This window comes from Pantoea sp. AS142, from assembly GCF_037152305.1.
Taxonomy (GTDB): Bacteria; Pseudomonadota; Gammaproteobacteria; order Enterobacterales; family Enterobacteriaceae; genus Pantoea.
The window spans coordinates 59,488-75,876 of sequence record NZ_JBBCMO010000003.1 but is presented as its reverse complement, the minus strand read 5'-3'; the positions used below and the strand labels follow the sequence as shown (position 1 = coordinate 75,876).

Annotated in this window: 15 protein-coding genes and 2 pseudogenes; 3 read left to right on the top strand and 14 right to left on the bottom strand. The window is 54.4% G+C overall.

Annotation, left to right across the window (positions count from 1 at the left end; all coding sequences use genetic code 11):
• Positions 1–79: 79 nt before the first annotated feature.
• The gene (locus tag WFO64_RS08365; protein ID WP_337010662.1) at positions 80–1,147 is read right to left on the bottom strand and encodes an SDR family oxidoreductase; all 1,068 of its coding nucleotides are present in this window, start codon (positions 1,145–1,147) and stop codon (positions 80–82) included.
• 100 nt (positions 1,148–1,247) lie between these two features.
• Between WFO64_RS08365 and WFO64_RS08360 the strand changes: the two genes are divergently transcribed.
• Complete coding sequence (locus WFO64_RS08360) at positions 1,248–2,150, top strand: LysR family transcriptional regulator (protein ID WP_337010660.1); 903 nt, start codon at positions 1,248–1,250, stop codon at positions 2,148–2,150.
• Between the two features lie 55 nt (positions 2,151–2,205).
• Here WFO64_RS08360 and WFO64_RS08355 read toward each other — a convergent pair whose 3' ends face one another.
• From WFO64_RS08355 to WFO64_RS08340, 4 genes are all read right to left on the bottom strand, one after another.
• Complete coding sequence (locus WFO64_RS08355; RefSeq protein WP_337010658.1) at positions 2,206–2,595, bottom strand: hypothetical protein; 390 nt, start codon at positions 2,593–2,595, stop codon at positions 2,206–2,208.
• Positions 2,596–2,662: 67 nt separating this feature from the next.
• Complete coding sequence (locus WFO64_RS08350) at positions 2,663–3,136, bottom strand: OmpA family protein (RefSeq protein ID WP_337010656.1); 474 nt, start codon at positions 3,134–3,136, stop codon at positions 2,663–2,665.
• The gene (locus tag WFO64_RS08345; protein WP_337010654.1) at positions 3,133–4,347 is read right to left on the bottom strand and encodes a diguanylate cyclase domain-containing protein; all 1,215 of its coding nucleotides are present in this window, start codon (positions 4,345–4,347) and stop codon (positions 3,133–3,135) included. The genes WFO64_RS08350 and WFO64_RS08345 overlap by 4 nt, the downstream gene beginning before the upstream one ends.
• Position 4,348: 1 nt before the next feature.
• The gene (locus tag WFO64_RS08340) at positions 4,349–4,915 is read right to left on the bottom strand and encodes a YfiR family protein (protein ID WP_337010652.1); all 567 of its coding nucleotides are present in this window, start codon (positions 4,913–4,915) and stop codon (positions 4,349–4,351) included.
• 311 nt (positions 4,916–5,226) lie between these two features.
• On the opposite strand from WFO64_RS08340, the pseudogene malG reads away from it, so the two are divergent.
• Positions 5,227–5,391, top strand: a pseudogene (malG, locus tag WFO64_RS22545) (maltose ABC transporter permease MalG); the annotation flags it as partial.
• Between the two features lie 159 nt (positions 5,392–5,550).
• Here the strand turns inward: malG and WFO64_RS08330 are convergent.
• From WFO64_RS08330 to WFO64_RS08290, 9 genes and pseudogenes are all read right to left on the bottom strand, one after another.
• Positions 5,551–6,627 (bottom strand): annotated as a pseudogene (locus WFO64_RS08330) (iron-containing alcohol dehydrogenase family protein).
• An 8-nt stretch (positions 6,628–6,635) separates the two neighbouring features.
• Entirely contained in the window at positions 6,636–7,304 is a 669-nt protein-coding gene (locus WFO64_RS08325; protein WP_337010650.1) for a methionine ABC transporter permease, read from the bottom strand.
• Complete coding sequence (locus tag WFO64_RS08320) at positions 7,292–8,080, bottom strand: methionine ABC transporter ATP-binding protein (protein ID WP_337010648.1); 789 nt, start codon at positions 8,078–8,080, stop codon at positions 7,292–7,294. Before WFO64_RS08320 ends, WFO64_RS08325 begins: the two co-directional genes overlap by 13 nt.
• Entirely contained in the window at positions 8,073–8,876 is an 804-nt protein-coding gene (locus WFO64_RS08315; RefSeq protein ID WP_337011029.1) for a MetQ/NlpA family ABC transporter substrate-binding protein, read from the bottom strand. The genes WFO64_RS08320 and WFO64_RS08315 overlap by 8 nt, the downstream gene beginning before the upstream one ends.
• Before the next feature lie 22 nt (positions 8,877–8,898).
• Positions 8,899–9,918, bottom strand: coding sequence for an isopenicillin N synthase family dioxygenase (locus tag WFO64_RS08310; RefSeq protein WP_337010646.1), 1,020 nt, complete (start codon positions 9,916–9,918; stop codon positions 8,899–8,901).
• Between the two features lie 130 nt (positions 9,919–10,048).
• The gene (locus WFO64_RS08305) at positions 10,049–12,364 is read right to left on the bottom strand and encodes a molybdopterin-dependent oxidoreductase (protein ID WP_337010645.1); all 2,316 of its coding nucleotides are present in this window, start codon (positions 12,362–12,364) and stop codon (positions 10,049–10,051) included.
• A 3-nt stretch (positions 12,365–12,367) separates the two neighbouring features.
• Positions 12,368–13,036, bottom strand: coding sequence for a methionine ABC transporter permease (locus WFO64_RS08300; RefSeq protein WP_337010643.1), 669 nt, complete (start codon positions 13,034–13,036; stop codon positions 12,368–12,370).
• Positions 13,029–14,054 (bottom strand): methionine ABC transporter ATP-binding protein, encoded by a 1,026-nt coding sequence (locus WFO64_RS08295; RefSeq protein WP_337010641.1) that lies wholly within the window; start codon positions 14,052–14,054, stop codon positions 13,029–13,031. Before WFO64_RS08295 ends, WFO64_RS08300 begins: the two co-directional genes overlap by 8 nt.
• Positions 14,051–14,863 (bottom strand): MetQ/NlpA family ABC transporter substrate-binding protein, encoded by an 813-nt coding sequence (locus WFO64_RS08290; protein ID WP_337010639.1) that lies wholly within the window; start codon positions 14,861–14,863, stop codon positions 14,051–14,053. The genes WFO64_RS08295 and WFO64_RS08290 overlap by 4 nt, the downstream gene beginning before the upstream one ends.
• A 219-nt stretch (positions 14,864–15,082) precedes the next feature.
• Here WFO64_RS08290 and WFO64_RS08285 point away from each other — a divergent pair, with 219 nt between their 5' ends.
• Positions 15,083–16,261, top strand: coding sequence for an aminotransferase class I/II-fold pyridoxal phosphate-dependent enzyme (locus WFO64_RS08285; protein ID WP_337010637.1), 1,179 nt, complete (start codon positions 15,083–15,085; stop codon positions 16,259–16,261).
• Positions 16,262–16,389: the final 128 nt, after the last annotated feature.

Below are 16,389 nucleotides of genomic sequence, written 5' to 3'. Positions count from 1 at the left end.
CCTCCATTTACTGATTGAATGCCAGAGTATAGTCATCAGCCATAAACAAAACAGGCACCCGATGCGGCGCCTGCTGGAGTTATTCCGGAATCACTTTTTCCGCTTTCAGCTTATCAAATAACTGAGTAAACGCGTCGAGCGTGCTGCGATAGCCGGTGAAGCCCGCTTTGCGGCTTTTACTCATATCGGTAAAGGCTTCCATCGGACGCCCCAGATCGGCATCGGTATGCCACCATGAGGCCAGCTTCGTGATATCCACCTCACGCAGCTGATGCTGCTCAGCAATCGCCTGCCAGGCACTGGCGGCTTCCTGCATCCGATCTTCCAGCGGCATTATCTGCGACGGGTAGTCTGCAGCGTCAATGCCGAAATAGTCAGCCAGTTTTGGCCACATCCAGTTCCAGCGGAACACGTCGCCGTTTACCGCATTAAAATCCTGATTGGCAGCGTTCGGTGAAGTCGCAGCCCAGTGCAACTGTTCAGCCAGCAGACCCGCATCGGTCATATCAGTCACACCATTCCACTGCTCAGGTGAGCCAGGGAAGATAAAGGGCCAGCCCTTCTCTTTACACAGGGTCGCATAGACTGCCAGCGTCTGACCCATATTCATCGCATTGCCCACGGCATAGCCGATGATGGTATGCGGACGGTGCACGCTCCAGCGATAGTCATATTTCTCTGCACCAGCAAACAGCTCATCTTCCTGCGCGTAATAGAAGTTATCGACCGGCTGACGGCCCTGCTCTTCACGGAATGGGGTAACCGGCACGGCACCTTTGCCGTAGGCTTCAAACGGACCCAGGTAGTGCTTCAACCCGGTGACCAGTGCTACGTGCGAACCCTGTAGACGATCGCCGAGGGCTTCAATCACATTGCGCACCATGCCGCCGTTGACGCGGATATTCTCCTTTTCATTTTCCTGACGCGCCCAGACGCTAAAGAACAGCGCATCCGGTTTCACCGTTTTCAGTGCGTCACGAACGGCATCCACATCGGTCAGATCGGCCGTCAGACTGGTAGCACCTTCAGGTACTGCCCCGCGTCCGCGTGACAGGCCGCTGACCTGCCAGCCTTCCTGCTGTAATTTATCGGCTAAAGCGCGACCAATAACGCCGCTAATGCCCACAATCAAAGCGTGCTTTTTCATTTGAATTCTCCTCGTTTTGCGTAATGCTAAGCCTAATAGAGAATTCAGTTCTTATCTCTGGCATTAATTCACAGCATTCTCAACCTGAGTTCATTAATCAATGCACGATCACCGCCTCAAAGATATTTTGCCGTTTGTTGCCAGTGTCGAGTGCGGCAGTTTTACCGCCGCGGCTGAGCGTCTGCACGTGACCGGCTCGGCGGTCAGTAAAAGCGTCAGCCGCCTGGAGACGCGATTAGGCTCGCGTCTGCTGGAACGCACTACACGGAGCCTGCACCTTACCGACGCGGGTAGCGCCTATTATCAGACCTGCCTGCGCATCCTGGAGGATCTGGCCGAAGCAGAAGCGGTGCTGGCGGCCCAGCGCACCATTCCTTCCGGCCGACTGCGTCTGGCAGTCCCCACCACCTTTGGCCGACTCAACGTCATGCCGGTGCTGATGCCATTTTGCCAGCAGCACCCGGAACTGGCCCTGAGCCTGAGTTTATCTGATCGCTTCGTTGACCTGTTTGAGGAGGGCGTGGATGTGGCGGTACGGATCGGCGGAACGCCTGATCTGCCTGCCTCGCTAGGCTGGCGTAACATGGGCCGCGAGCAGATGCAGTTCTGTGCTTCCCCCGCATATCTGGCCCGCGAGGGACGTCCGGATAATGAAGCGGCGCTGCTGAACCATCCTGCCATCCTTTATGAGCGTGTGGATGGCACGGCCAAACCCTGGCTGTTTACCACCGAAGATGGTCAACCACACTGGCGCGAGGTACCGTACCGGCTGGCACTGGGCGACGTTGACGCACAACTGCAGGCGGTCATCGCCGGGCTAGGTGTCGCACAGATGCCCTCGTGGCTGATTCAGCGCGCCGTCGCAGCGGGTGAACTGGAGATTATTTTGCCGCAGTTGCAGCCCGACGGGCTGACGCTGAGCGTGGTATGGCCACGCCGCAAACAGTTCCTGCCAAAAGTGGACGCACTATTATCGGCACTGAACGCACTCACCATTCGCTAACCTTTGGTTAATTCCCTTAACTGCGGTTGGGATGTTTCATTCTGACCGTGTTCAGTTAATCTTTCCTGACGCCGATTTCGCCCTGATCTGCCCTGCCCTGCCCGAACGGTAGCTGGTTTATTATTCTGGCGAATAACCCGCTTACATTAAATGCCTTTATTTTTCCCGGCTGGAATCCCATTAAAATAAAATCGCGGAAGATTTGAACGCACTTAATCAGAACTAAATTTGAAATATCATTTAGCCCAAAATAAAAATAAGGGGTGGGTGAAAGCGGCATTGCCCGCCTGCCTGAGCCGGTTTCTGTGCAGTTACTCAGCGAGGCAACGTGCTGAACCACTCTTCTTACTGACTGGTAAAAGCGTTCTATCGATGTGTATGACGTGGAGTTCCAGCCATTTATCAATACCGTCATCAGCAACGACAGGAGGGGAAATCGAGTCATGCCGGGTTGCAGAGCACGACAGCATAGAGACCCAGCGTCAGTGCACTCTTCACTCCTCGCCGGATTATCACGGCGCAGTGATCACAATGGCCACACGCCGATTTTGCGCGCGCCCTTGTGCGCGAGTGTTGCTGGTAACCGGTGCATTCATGCCTAATCCACGAGTGATAATATTTTCATGTGGTATAGCCGCACCTTTCGCCCACTGTGCCGCTACCGCGTTAGCTCTTTTTAACGATAGCTGTTGGTTATAATCCGGTTTACCGTAATTGTCGGTGTGTCCGTCTATACGCACATGCTTAATACCGGTCGACGCCAGGTTTTTCGCCATCGCCTGAATATTACTTTTGCTGGACGGTGTCAGTTCTGATTCGTTTACACCAAACAGGATCTTATCTGACAAGCCTAATCCCCAGCCTTCCATATTTTGACTGAACCCCGCCCTCTTCATCGCTGCAATCTGTGCCTCGCTAAAACGCGCTTTCGACTGACAACCGACCAGCGCCAAAATAAGCACCACCAGCGACATGTTTTTTATCATCTTTGAGCCTTACTTGTTCGCTTATTCTTGTACATATTCGTATCGGCACGTTCGAGAATAGACGCCACTGTGTCACCGTGTTGTGACCAGGCGTAGCCGAGAGTAACCGAGATATTTATCTGCTTACCATCTGCGATAAAAATTTTTTGCATGATGGCTTCATGAATATTCTTCATGAGAAGCTGTAATTGTGCCTCACTGGACCGACTGCTGACCAGCATGGCAAATTCATCGCCCCCTAATCGGGCGACTAAATCCTGTTCAGAAGCCAATGATAAGAGACGCGATCCTATCGTTTTTATTACCTCATCCCCAGCGGCATGGCCCCAATTGTCGTTGATGCTCTTAAAGTGATCGCCATCAAGGAACAATAAGGCAAAACGCTTTTCCGCATATTGCTGGTCGAGGAGTCGGGTAAGGTGTGCAGAAAAGGCGCTGCGGTTTGCAAGCCCGGTCAACGGGTCCTCCAGCGCTTTGGCTGCCAGCGAGCGATTATCACGTATAAGCGAAGCCTTAAGCGATTGCATTTCCATCAGCAATGAGTTCAGGTCGTCTGAAAACAGCTGAAACTCACTCGTCGGGCTCCCCGGTATACGCAAGGAAAAATCCCCAGAATGAATGACATAGTGGATCGAGCTGGTAATATTGCGCAGCGTTGCGATGATCCCCCGATGCAGAAATTCACTCAGCATAAGCGAGATAATCAGTACAGATAGCATACCGCTGGTAAGAATTATGAATGAGTAACGAATGAAACTCACCGCGCCGTTAACGGTGCCTTCCAGTGTTAATGTGCCGACAATCACGTCAGAGTGAATGATATTGACGCGAAGAGGTTTGTGATAAATCCACTCACGCAACAACCGCGAATACCAGCCTGTCTGTTCCTTCGAAGCATGCCAGTGGACCAAAACAAGGTGCTCCCTGGTAACCAGCTGCGCAGAATCGTACATACCCTCATTGCCAAGCCGGGCGATTTTAGTATGCGCGTCGTAACTGTCAGCAAAAACAGTCGCAGCGGTTAGTGTGGTACTTAGCGTCGCGCCGATTAATTCAAGGTTTCGTTTCTCATAATTTTTAATAAATAGCAGTGACGTAGAAGAGAGCAACAGCCAGCACAACAGTAATATAACCGCAGAATTGATAGTGCTTATTTTTCGCAGTTTATTGCGTATCGATGATTTGTCATTTTTTAATTTATTGAATTTCATTTTAATCGCTTCCCTCGCGGGAGAGCAAAAGCGCGTCCGGATCCACCCTGACACCGCTTCTGGCAAGCGAATCAAGATTAACGGAAAACAGCGTGCGCTCCGGTTGAAATATCAGGCAAAAAGCGGCGCCCCGGGAGCAGTCCGCATTGTTCTCCGCAAGGGTAAGGACGGCTTTTCCCTTAAGTTTTTGAATAACCTCAACCTGCTGTAGCGACGTCTCGTTGCCGAAATAGAGTGCGTCGCATCTCTGTCTCGGGAGGTCGCTTGCGTTAGCAAGATAAACAACGGTGAATGTCGCTGCTGAGGATGGGATGTTTTCCGGCAAGGAGAGATGCCGGGCTGAAGAAAAAACACATAATTGAGGCGGGTTTTTTAAATTTGTCCAGTGGGAGAAACTAATAATACCACTGACAATACGATTGGCTTTGCCATCTTTTATTTCGGCACAGGCGATATGAGGAATAAGCAGCAGTGAAATAAGTACCGCACAGACCATTTTGCAGATGTGGCGCAGGAACAGCAGCACATCAACGTCATGACGAAGATGAATTTGATGATTATCGATCATACTGCGTTCCCGGAAATCCTATACATGGCAGGACGCCTTAGTAAGCGCGGAAATATTAGCACAGCGGTAGTTAAAGGTGTACACCGATTTTGATTCGATACCCCCCCTCTGGTTGTACTTTCTTATAATATTTCGCGCTTATTCGCGCCATTATGTTTGCCGTAAGCGGCCATAAAAGAGCGCGTCAATGAAGGGCTTTGCCTCTCCGTAGGATATTTCTTACAGCTAAGATATCCTGTCCATTCACGTTATCGCGAGCCTATGCGAAAAGTGATCGCCGCGTTAAGCCGCAGGCGGTGACGTGAGTGGCGGATCGATTCGGCCAGTATCTTTCCTTTATCGGGCTGAATACCCTTGGTGGCGTGATCTTCGCCTATCCGGGCGGTATTGCGCGCCATGTCTGGACTATTAAGGGCAATGTTGAAACCATCGACAGATCACTGAAAGAGGCCGCGGCGGTGTACTCCACGATTCCAATCACCCTGGTTTTCCTGCTGGCGCAGCGCTGGCTGCGGGGTGGAAGGCTAAACGATCATCATTGTAGTTGCCCCTGCTTACATAACACCGGTTGAGGTTGAATGATACGGCGGTCTGCAGGCTACCTTTTTATCGCTCTCTTTCATGCCGCGTTGTGCTCACGATGATCCGGTTAACCGGCCCGTCGCCAGTAAAGCCTGCTCCAGCTGATGCTGATCGAAAGTAAAGGGAAGATGCGGCAGGCTGGCGGCGGGAAAGTGGATCTGCTGCGCAATCTGCCGCACCCGGTCGGCGTTGATCGCGGCAGGCAGCGTCAGGGGAGAGTGGAAACGGCGTAATAACGCCAGCAGTTCAGGATCGACTCCCTTACCCTGCTGTTCAATCCAGGACTGGACCAGTAAGCTGAAACCGACCTTTTAACCATGCAGCCAGTGATGCAGTTCCGGCTGGTGAGTCAGACGATCGTGGATGATATGGGCAAAGCCAGGCGTGGCCATCGCATCCTGAATACTGTTAGCCAGCCCCGCCAGCACAATATTGGCTTCTGTGACTTTCTCCAGCGCCGGAGTGACCTGCTGTCTGATGTTATCCGCCACCGCCGTTTCGCCCCAGCGTTTCAGCACTGTCACCGCCTGCCAGGCCGCAGCAACTTTGAGATCGAGCGCCGCCTGATGTGGCGTCTGCCGCTGATAAGGCTCAAATTCAAACCATTTCGCCAGCGCATCCACCATACCGGCACGCAGGTAACGTACATCGCTGCGGGCAATGACTTCACTGTCCACCAGAATCCATTCCGGCATGGCGTTGAGCGGCTGGCTGTGCTGATGACCGCCGCGCTCATTATAGATAATCGCCAGCGGAGACCAGGCAGCACAGGTCGCGGCCAGCGTGGCGACGTTGACCAGCCTGACATCGGGCAGGCGATCATTGACCGCTTTGGCACAATCCATTACCCGACCACCGCCCACGGCCAGAATGAGTGATGCGCCCTGCGCCAGCACCTGCTGTTGCAGGGCAGCAATCGCCGCATCGGTACACTCGCCGTTTAAATAGTCGAGTTGCCAGCGGATACCCGCCTGTTCCAGGCTGATGCTCAGTGCGGGATTCACTGCCTGCCAGGCACGCGGTGAGCTGAGGATATGGATATGGGAGGCAAGCGGCCGGATAATTCCACCCACTTCGGCCCTGAGTCCTGCCCGTTGCAGATAGCCTTTTGGCGACATCACACGAAACATCTTTGCCCTTATCGTCGATAAGCCAGCGAACGTACAAGTCGGTCACCGAGTTTCTGGATTAGCATCACCAGCGCCAGAAGCACCACAATAGTGGCCGCCATAATCTGGTTATCGAAGCGCTGATAGCCGTAGCGAATCGCCAAATCGCCCAGACCGCCGCCCCCGACTACCCCCGCCATCGCCGAGAAGCCAATCAACATCACAATGGTCAGGGTAATGCCCGCCACCAGCGCGGGTAGCGCTTCTGGCAGCAGCACCCGGCTGACGATATGCCACAGGGTGCCGCCCATTGACACCACCGCCTCAATGCGGCCGCGATCGACTTCATCCAATGCGTTCTCAACGATGCGGGCAAAGAAGGGAAACGCCCCCAGGGTAATTGGCACAATCGCAGCGGTGCTGCCCAGAGTGGTGCCGACCAACAGACGGGTGAAGGGAATAAGCGCGATCAGCAGCACCACAAATGGCAAGGCGCGACCGGTGTTCACCAGCGTATTCAGCAACAGTGAAATCGCGCGATTGGGCAGAATACCTTTTGGGCGGGTCAGAAACAGCAGCACGCCCACTGGCAACCCTATCGCGACCGTGAAAAGTGCCGCCAGAAATACCATATACAGGGTTTCTCCCGTGGCGTTCAGCAGCAGTTCCTGAAACCGATCACGACTCATGCTACGCATCGGGGTAATGCCTCACGCTGATATTTTTCAATAAACGCCCGGTCTGCTTCACCATCCTTCAGCAGCATTTTGCGCAGGCGTCCCTCTTCACGTCCCATGATTTGACTCAGACTGCCGCTCTCGACCAGTTGGCCATTTTCCAGCAGCGCCGCACCATCACAGATGCGTTTCACTACCGCCATTTCATGGGTGATCAACACAATGGTGATAGTCAGCTGCTGCTGAATGTCTGCCAGCAGGTCGAGAATTGAGGCTGTGGTTTCCGGGTCCAACGCGCTGGTCGCCTCATCGCACAGCAGATATCGGGGTCGGGCGGCCAGTGCGCGGGCGATGCCGACGCGCTGTTTCTGTCCACCAGAGAGCTGCGACGGCCACGCCGCCGCATAAGACTCCAGCCCCACCAGTTTCAGCAGCGAGGCGACCCGCTGGCGGCGTTCAGCCGCAGGCAGACCGGCAATCTCTAACGCCAGATCGACATTGTCATGCACATTGCGCGAATGCAGCAGATTAAAGTGCTGGAAAATCATGCCCATCTGCTGTCGCTGCTGACGCAACTGCGCCAGGCTCATCGCGGCAAGATCCTGTCCATCAATCTCAATCCGTCCGCTGGAGGGACTCTCCAGCCGATTCAGGCAGCGCAGCAGTGTACTTTTACCTGCTCCGCTCCGGCCCAGGATACCAAAGATGGTGCCCTCTTCAATGGTGAGTGAGATATTGTCTAACGCGGGCGTGTGCGCGCCAGCGTACTGCTTGCTGAGGTGACTGAGTTTAATCATGCTGCTGGTCCGCGACCGGAATAACAGAGCCCTGATAACTTTTACGGATAAACTCCGCCACCTGCGGCGAGCGCAGATCTTTTGCCAGCTGTAACACGCGGGGATCTTTCGCCAGTTCTGGCGTGGTCACCAGCAGATTGGCGTAAGGGTTTTGCGCCGCCGACTCCAGACCCAGCGCATCTTTCGCCGGGGTCAACCCCGCTTCCAGCGCGTAGTTGCCATTAATGACGGCAGCCTCAACGTCATCCAGTGAGCGTGGCAGTTGCGGCGATTCAATCTCAACGATTTTAATTTTCTTCGGATTTTCACTGATATCTTTCGGCGTGACGAGCGTCGAATCCGCTTTGCCCTGAGCGTTAAGTTTTATCACCCCTTTGTCCTGCAACAGCCAGAGCGCACGGCTCAGGTTAGTGGTGTTGTTCGGAACGGCAATGCTGGCTCCTTCTGGTAATGCCGCCAGCGATTTCACCTTGCGAGAGTAAATACCCAGAGGCTCAATATGTACGCTGGCGACCACGGCAAAGGTTATCCCCAGCGCTTTCTCCTGATCTTTTAAGTAGGGTAAATGCTGGAAGTAGTTGGCATCTACATCTCCGGATGCCAGCAGTTCATTGGCATTCACGCCCCCGCTTAACTCAACAATCTTGATATCCAGTTTTGGATCCAGGGTTTTGACATACTCCAGGATTTCCGCGTGCGGCACCGGATCCGCAGCTACGCGCAGCGGCGCGGCTTGTAAGCTTTGTGCAATCAGGAGTGAAAGACCGGCAAGAGCCAGAAAGCGCTTTTTAATCATCATCATTTATCTCTTATCGTTATCAGTGGGAGGTGTGTTCCGGGTAGAAGCGCTGGGCGACTTCCGGATGCGAACGCAACCGCCCTTTGAGGTAGTTCCAGCCGACTTCGCGCAGCAGCGGGTTAAGCGGATCGCTACTCGGTCCCTGGGCCAGCTCAGCCAGCTGCGGGGGCAATTGATAGATGGGCACCACCGCATCAAGCTGGGCACCCAGGAAGAAAGCGATGGATAAACGCTCGCTGCTCTGCGGCGGCGACACCACGCGATGCACCGTTGCGCGCAGATAGCCGTTGGTCGCCAGCTCCAGCAGTTCGCCAATGTTGACCACAAACGCGCCCGGCAGTGGCGACGCGTCAATCCAGTTGTCCGGCGTCACTTCAACCTGTAAGCCCGGCTGGTCGTCCTGCAGTAACATCGTCAGGAAACCCGAATCTTTGTGGGCGCCAACACCCTGACGTGATTCCCCCTCTGTTCGGCCCGGATAGCGGATCAGTTTGATATGTTCGTTGGGATAGTCGCCGTAGAGGTTATCGAAGGCGTTACGTGGCAGATTCAGCGCTTCGGCAAAGGCGCGCAGTAGCTCAAGCGCCACCGCTGTCATCTGCTGCTGCCAGCGGGTGACCACGGCTTGCAGTTCTGGTAAGGCTTCAGGCCACTGATTCGGTCCCTGCATCCGTTGCCAGGTAGGGGAATCGGGGGTAACGGGCAGTGCATCACGTTCCGCGCCAATATCAAACTGCTCACGATAGTCGGGCTGGCTGCGGGTTATTTCCACACCCGCCAGGTTATAGCCACGAAAATGGGGTGAGTTGACCATTGCCACCGCGGATTTATCCGCTTGCGGCAGAGCAAAAAATTTCCGCGAGACATGCTGAACCTCATTTAATAATTCCCGGTCGATACCGTGATTAATTAAATAAAAGAAACCGACATCACGCGCGGCCTGATTTAATTTCTCCAGAGACTGTTGCTGCTGTTGTTGATTACCTGACAATAAGGCGAAATCAATTATCGGCAATTCTAATGTGGTTAACGCGCTCATGATTAACACTCTGTTGGCATGGAATAGCCTTACACTGCCATTCCATTTATGCCTTAACTACCAACTAAACCTGCTATGGATATGCGGCGGATGGGAATATCACACCACACCTAAGGCACACACCCGCAGATTACTCTGCATTCCAGCCTGCAAATTCTGGCGGTGACCACGCCGTAATCTCAGGTAGCGGCGCCTGATAAAGCGCTATTTCAACAAAACAGGTCTGAGCGCTGCACCCCTGACCCAGTCGCGAACTCCCGCAATCCTGGGTCAGCACATTGGGATTACCGTGTTTATCCAGCGGCTGATCCTCCTGCTGATTGAGCGGGTCATACCAGGCACCGGTCGACATCTGTACCACACCCGGCAGGATATCCTGCGTCAGATGCACGCCCGCCAGCAGCGCGCCACGTCCGTTAAACACTTTAACAATGCTGTTCTCCTCAATGCCACGCGACACCGCATCCTCCGGGTGCATCCAGAGCGGTTCGCGTCCGGCAATTTTGGTGGCTCGGCTGATCTGACCATGATCGTACTGGCTATGCAGACGGGTCCGCGGCTGGCTGGAGAGCAGATGCAACGGCCACTGCTGCTTTTCCTGCTGTTGCGCCTGATATTCCGGCAGATACCAGCAGGCAAATCCGGGCGCTTCGTCATAGCCAAAGTCAGCCACTCGCTGAGAAAAAAACTCGATTTTACCCGATGGCGTGCTGAGCGGGGCTGACTCCGGATTATCACGAAACGCTTTCAGCAGGATCTGCGGCGTCCCGGGCGCAGGATACTCCAGCATTCCCTGTGACCAGAACGTCTCAAATGGGGGGAGTTCGATGCCCTGCTCCGCCGCGCGTGGCCGGGACTCTTCATAGAGTGACTGAAGCCACTGGCGCTCATTACGTCCCTGTGTAAAGGCGTCAGCAAAACCGAGCCGCTGCGCCAGAGCGGCAAAAATCGCGTAATCAGATTTTGCGGTTCCAAACGGCGGTAAATGCTGCGGCATAGCGATGATAAAGCCGTCGTTGCTGGCACTGCCGATATCTTCACGCTCCAGCGAAGTCGTGGCGGGCAGTACGATATCGGCAAATTTTGCCTGCGCCGTCCAGAACTGCTCATGCACAATCACAGTTTCAGGCTGGTGCCAGGCGCGTATAAGTTTGTTGATATCCTGATGATGATGAAAGACGTTACCGCCCGCCCAATAGACCAGCCGGATATCGGGATAGACCCGCTGTTGCCCATCAAACTCATACTGGCCACCGGGATTAAGCAACATGTCGGCGATGCGTGCCACCGGAATAGTCTGCTGCACCGGGTTACGGCCAGCAGGGAGTCTCGGCCCGGAGAACTGACGCCGGGCGGCCCCCGCCAGATTGGTTGAGGCATAACCAAATCCTAGTCCGCCGCCAGGGGTACCAATCTGGCCCAGCAGGGCGGTGGTGGCAACGGTGGCCCAGAAAGCCTGCTCGCCCTGCCGCGCCCGCTGCACTGACCAGGCAATATTAATCATCGTTTTATGTGCCGCCATTTGACGTGCTAATCCACGGATCTGCGCGGCCGCCAGCCCGGTCAGTGTGGCGGCCCATTCTGGCGTTTTGGCTATCCCGTCGCGCTCCCCACGCAGATAAGCCGCATAAGGTTCAAAACCCACGGTGTAACGCGCCACAAACGGCGCGTCGTAAAGGGACTCCGCAATTAAAACCTGCCCAATGGCCAGTAACAGCGCCGTATCGGAGCCGGGCTTGATAGCCAGCCACGCCGCATCTGCCACCCCAGTAAGATCGTTTCTGACCGGACTGATGTTGATAAACCGGGTGCCATTCTTCCTCAGTGTGGTTAACCAATAGGCCAGCGCATGATCGTTAGCTCCACCGCCATTGACCTGGGCATTGCGCAGCGGCAACCCGCCAAGGGCCACAAAGAGTTCACAATGTTCTGCCAGCACCGGCCAGTGAGTATGGTGACGTTGTAACTCATCCAGATTACCAATGATGTGTGGCAACGTGCGTTCACCGGCCGCAATGCTGTAGGTATTAGTGCTGGCGCTGTAACCGCCATAGTGATTAAAGAAGCGGTGAAGCTGACTCTGGGCATGATGGAAACGTCCGGCACTTGACCAGCCATATGAGCCCGCGTAGATCGCTTCATTACCGTGATCTGTTTTTACCCGCGCCAGCTCATCCGCCACCAGTTGTAACGCAACCTCCCAGCTCACCTCCACAAATGGCTCTTTGCCACGCCTGTTACGTGATGCGTTTCTATTCTGCAGATAACCCAGCCTCACTGCCGGATTTTTGACCCGGGTTTCGCTTTGCACCGCGCCCGGCAACGATTGCCCGATGGCAGAAGGATTACGGTCCCACGCCACCGGCCTGACCGACGTCAGCGCCTCCCCTTCCGTCGTGACGTGATAGGTTCCCCAGTGCATAACGGCTAAATCATTCTTTTTCATGGTTTACTCGCGTCGGATACGGCGCGAGAGGCGCGCACCCAGGGTTTGCAGGAGCTGGACAATCACGATCAGCACCAGCGCAGTCGACATTGTGGCAAAGGCATCAAAGCGCTGATAACCATACGTAATAGCAAGATCCCCAATGCCGCCGCCGCCCACCGTGCCCGCCATCGCCGTCGCCCCCAGCAGGCCGATGGTGGCGGTGGTCAGCGCTAACACCAGCGAAGAGGCCGCTTCCGGAATCATGAAATACCAGATGGTCTGCAGCGTGTTGGCGCCCATCGCATTAGCTGACTCGAGAATGCCCTCATCTACCTCCAGCAGAGCACTCTCCACCAGCCGCGAAATATAGGGCGCAATAAATATCACCAGCGGGACAATGGCTCCGGCAGTGCCGATGGTGGTGTTTACCAGCAGGCGCGTCAGCGGCAGAATAGTGATCAGCAGAATAATAAAGGGCAGTGAACGGATGATATTCACGATCGGGTTCAGCAGCTGATGCACCAGACGATTTGGCTGTATGCCACCTGGACGACAGATCACCAGGATAATGCCAAGCGGCAGTCCCAGCAGCGACCCAAAGCCCAGCGACAGCCCCACCATGATTAACGTGTCCTGCATCGCCGTCAGAAACTGATCACCGGTAACGGCAGTGTCAAAAAGTTCAGACATCACTGATTTTTACTCCGGTTGCGGTGAGAAACTGGATTGCCGCCTCGCGCGGGGCGGCCTCGCCTTTGATCTGCACAATCATGAAACCCAGAATGGTACGCTGCACCTCAGTCATGCTGGCGAACAGGATATTGACTTCAACCTCATGTTCACGGATCAGACGATTGATGATCGGCTGCTGTGCCGTGCTGCCGACAAACTCCAGCCGCAATACCTTGACTGCCGGATGCTGACTCAGCAGCGCCAGCGTCTGCTGTGGCAGGCGATCGTGGATCACCGACTGAACAAAGCTGGCGCTTTCCGCCTGCTGCGGTTCAGCAAACAGCGTAAGGACATCGCCCTGTTCAATGATGCGACCCTGCGCCATGACCGCCATCCGATTGCAGATCTTCTGGACCACCGACATCTCATGGGTGATCAGGACAATGGTGATGCCGTAACGCTGATTAATCTCCTGCAACAGCAGCAGAATCTGTACCGTGGTTTGGGGATCCAGCGCGGAGGTCGCCTCATCGCACAGTAGAATTGCAGGATTGGTCGCCAGCGCGCGGGCAATACCGACGCGCTGTTTTTGACCGCCGGAGAGTTCGTCCGGGTAGCTGTGAGCTTTGTCACTGAGGTTAACGAACGCCAGCAGTTCCGCCACGCGGTCGGCAATGAACTTTTGATCCCGCCCTTGCAAAATCAGCGGGAGGGCCACGTTGTGAAACACCGTTCGGGCATTGAGCAGGTTGAAGTGCTGAAAGATCATACCAATCTGCTTTTTGACTTCAATTAACCGCTTTTTGCTGATCCCCTGTAACGCTTCACCTTGCACCGCCACCGTGCCAGCTGTGGGGGTTTCCAGATGATTAATCAGGCGCAGCAGCGTACTTTTACCGGCGCCGCTGGTGCCGATGACGCCAAAGATATCGCCCTGATTAATGCGCAGAGTGATCCCATCCAGCGCCTGCACTTCTGCACCGTTGCGTGCGAAAGTTTTGCTGACCTGGCGCAACTCAATAGCTACCTGACTCATTTGAAATAGTCTGGCAGTAGATAATCCGCATATTGCGCATTACCTGTTATGTACGCTTTAAATTCAGCTGAGTGATACCCGGCAATAATGTCCTGAGAAAACTGAGCCTGCTTATTTTTACCCGCTACCGTCACCACGTTAATAAACTGGCTGGTGGACGCTTCCAGTTTGAGTGCCGAATTGAGTTTCATGCCACTGGATACTGCAAAGTTACCCTGAATGACACCATAGTCGACGTCGGGCAGTGCGCGTACCTGCTGCGCATTATCCATCTCTTTCAACACGATCTTGTAAGGATTGGCCGTGATATTTTTTTGCGAAAAGGTGGCGACATCACTGTCAGGACTGATTTTAAGCCAGCCGATGCTCTGGAGTAACAACGCCGCACGGTACTCATTTGAGGGCTGGTTTGGCACAGAAACCGTGCTGCCCGGCGCGGGTTGAGTCAGCGTCTTCACCCGCTCAGAATAAAGCCCCATTGGCGGAGTTGGCACCTGCACAATACCGACGTTATCAATGCCAAGCCGCTCGTTAACCGAGTTCAGATAGACCGGATGCTGCATGATATTGGCGTCAATCGTGCCGCGATGGACAGCATCATTAACCTGAATCCCATCGCTGAAATCTTTATATTCCAGGGTGTAACCCTGCTTAATTAACCAAGGCGCCACCCCTTTTTCAAACTGTTCTTTATAAGGACCTGGATTAAATCCAATGCGTATTTTTTTGTGGCCTGCTGCCTGAGCGGCAGAAATAAAGAGTGTGGCAGAGGTGATTACCAGAATAATTCCCCGGGATGTGATGCGCATAGCTTGCCCTGATTCATTATTGTGAGAGCGATCGATTTAATCACAGCCATCGCCGCCAGGAACAGGCAAAACCTCTCCCCGACTTTGGCTTATTTATGCTAACGATAGTCGCAAGCTGAATATTCATAGCGTGGCAAAAGTCAGCGTTATTTTTGCTAAAGACATTAATCGCGGCTGTGTCATTCTTCTCTGCTTGACACTTTTTATTACGGGAGCGTTATGACGGAGTTTGCAGCTTCAGATTTGGTCGGGGAGCTGGAAGAGAACCTCTTCAGCCTACTGGAAAAACAGGCAGCACAGCGGGATGAGTCGACGTTACCGCTTATCGATCTCTCCTCTGGCAGTCCGCGTCAGCCGACGCCGCCCGCGATAATTGCTTCTTTACAGGCTGCAGCGGCGCGGCCGGAAAATCATGAGTATCCCTCATTTTGGGGCAAACCCGCCCTGCGACAGGCTATCGCAGCCTTTTACCAGCAACATTATGGTGTCACGCTGGATCCTGATACCGAAGTGGCGCTGTTTCAGGGTGCGCACATTGGTGTCAATGGCTTCCCCCGCGCCCTGCTCAATCCAGGGCAGGTCTTAATCTCTACCGATCCCTGTTATCCGCTTTACCGTTCGGCGGCCCGTCAGGCCGGTGCCGATTTTTATGGCATTCCGCTGGAGGCGCACAATGTTTTTCTGCCTGATTTTACGCGGGTGCCGGACGAGATTGCTGAGCGTGCTGGCCTGCTGCTGCTCAACTATCCCCATAATCCCACCGGCGCACTGGCAACACCCGCGCTGTTCGCAGACGCGCTGACCTTCGCCCGCCAGCATCATATTCCGCTGATTCATGACTTCGCCTATGCCACCCTGGGAAGTAAGTCGGGCGAACAGCCACTGAGTCTGCTGGCCCATCCCGATGGCAAAGCCTGGGGAGTTGAAATTTACACGCTGTCGAAAAGCGCATTGATGGCAGGCTGGCGGGTGGGTTTCGCGGTCGGGAATGCCTCAATAATCAAGGCATTCAGGAAACTGCATGCGCACAGTTACAGCACGGTTTATGGTGCCGTGCAGGATGCCGCCATCACTGCATTGTCCCTGCCTGCTGAGCAATTATCATTGCTTGCAGAGCGCTACCACCAGCGGCGCCGCGTGGTATTAGCCCGGCTGGAAGAGATAAAATGGCCGGTACACGCCCGCCAGGGCACCTTTTTCCTCTGGCTGCCCGCGCCACCCGGTTTCACCGGCGAGCAGTTCGCCAGCCTCTTACTGCAAGAGTGTCATCTGCTGGTAGCACCAGGTCACGGATTTGGCCCCGCCGGACGGGATTATATTCGCATCAGCCTGACCGCCGGGACCGAGGCATTACTGCAGGCACTAAATCGCATCGATGAACTGAAACTGTTTAGTTAGCGTCGGTATAACTGATTAAATCAGGGCCAGAAATAATCCGAGCCCTAACGCGTAATATGGCCAAATGTTCAGGCCCGTAAGCAGGCGCGAATAAGTTCACCATGCCATGTTTGTCAGTAAAAGCAGTT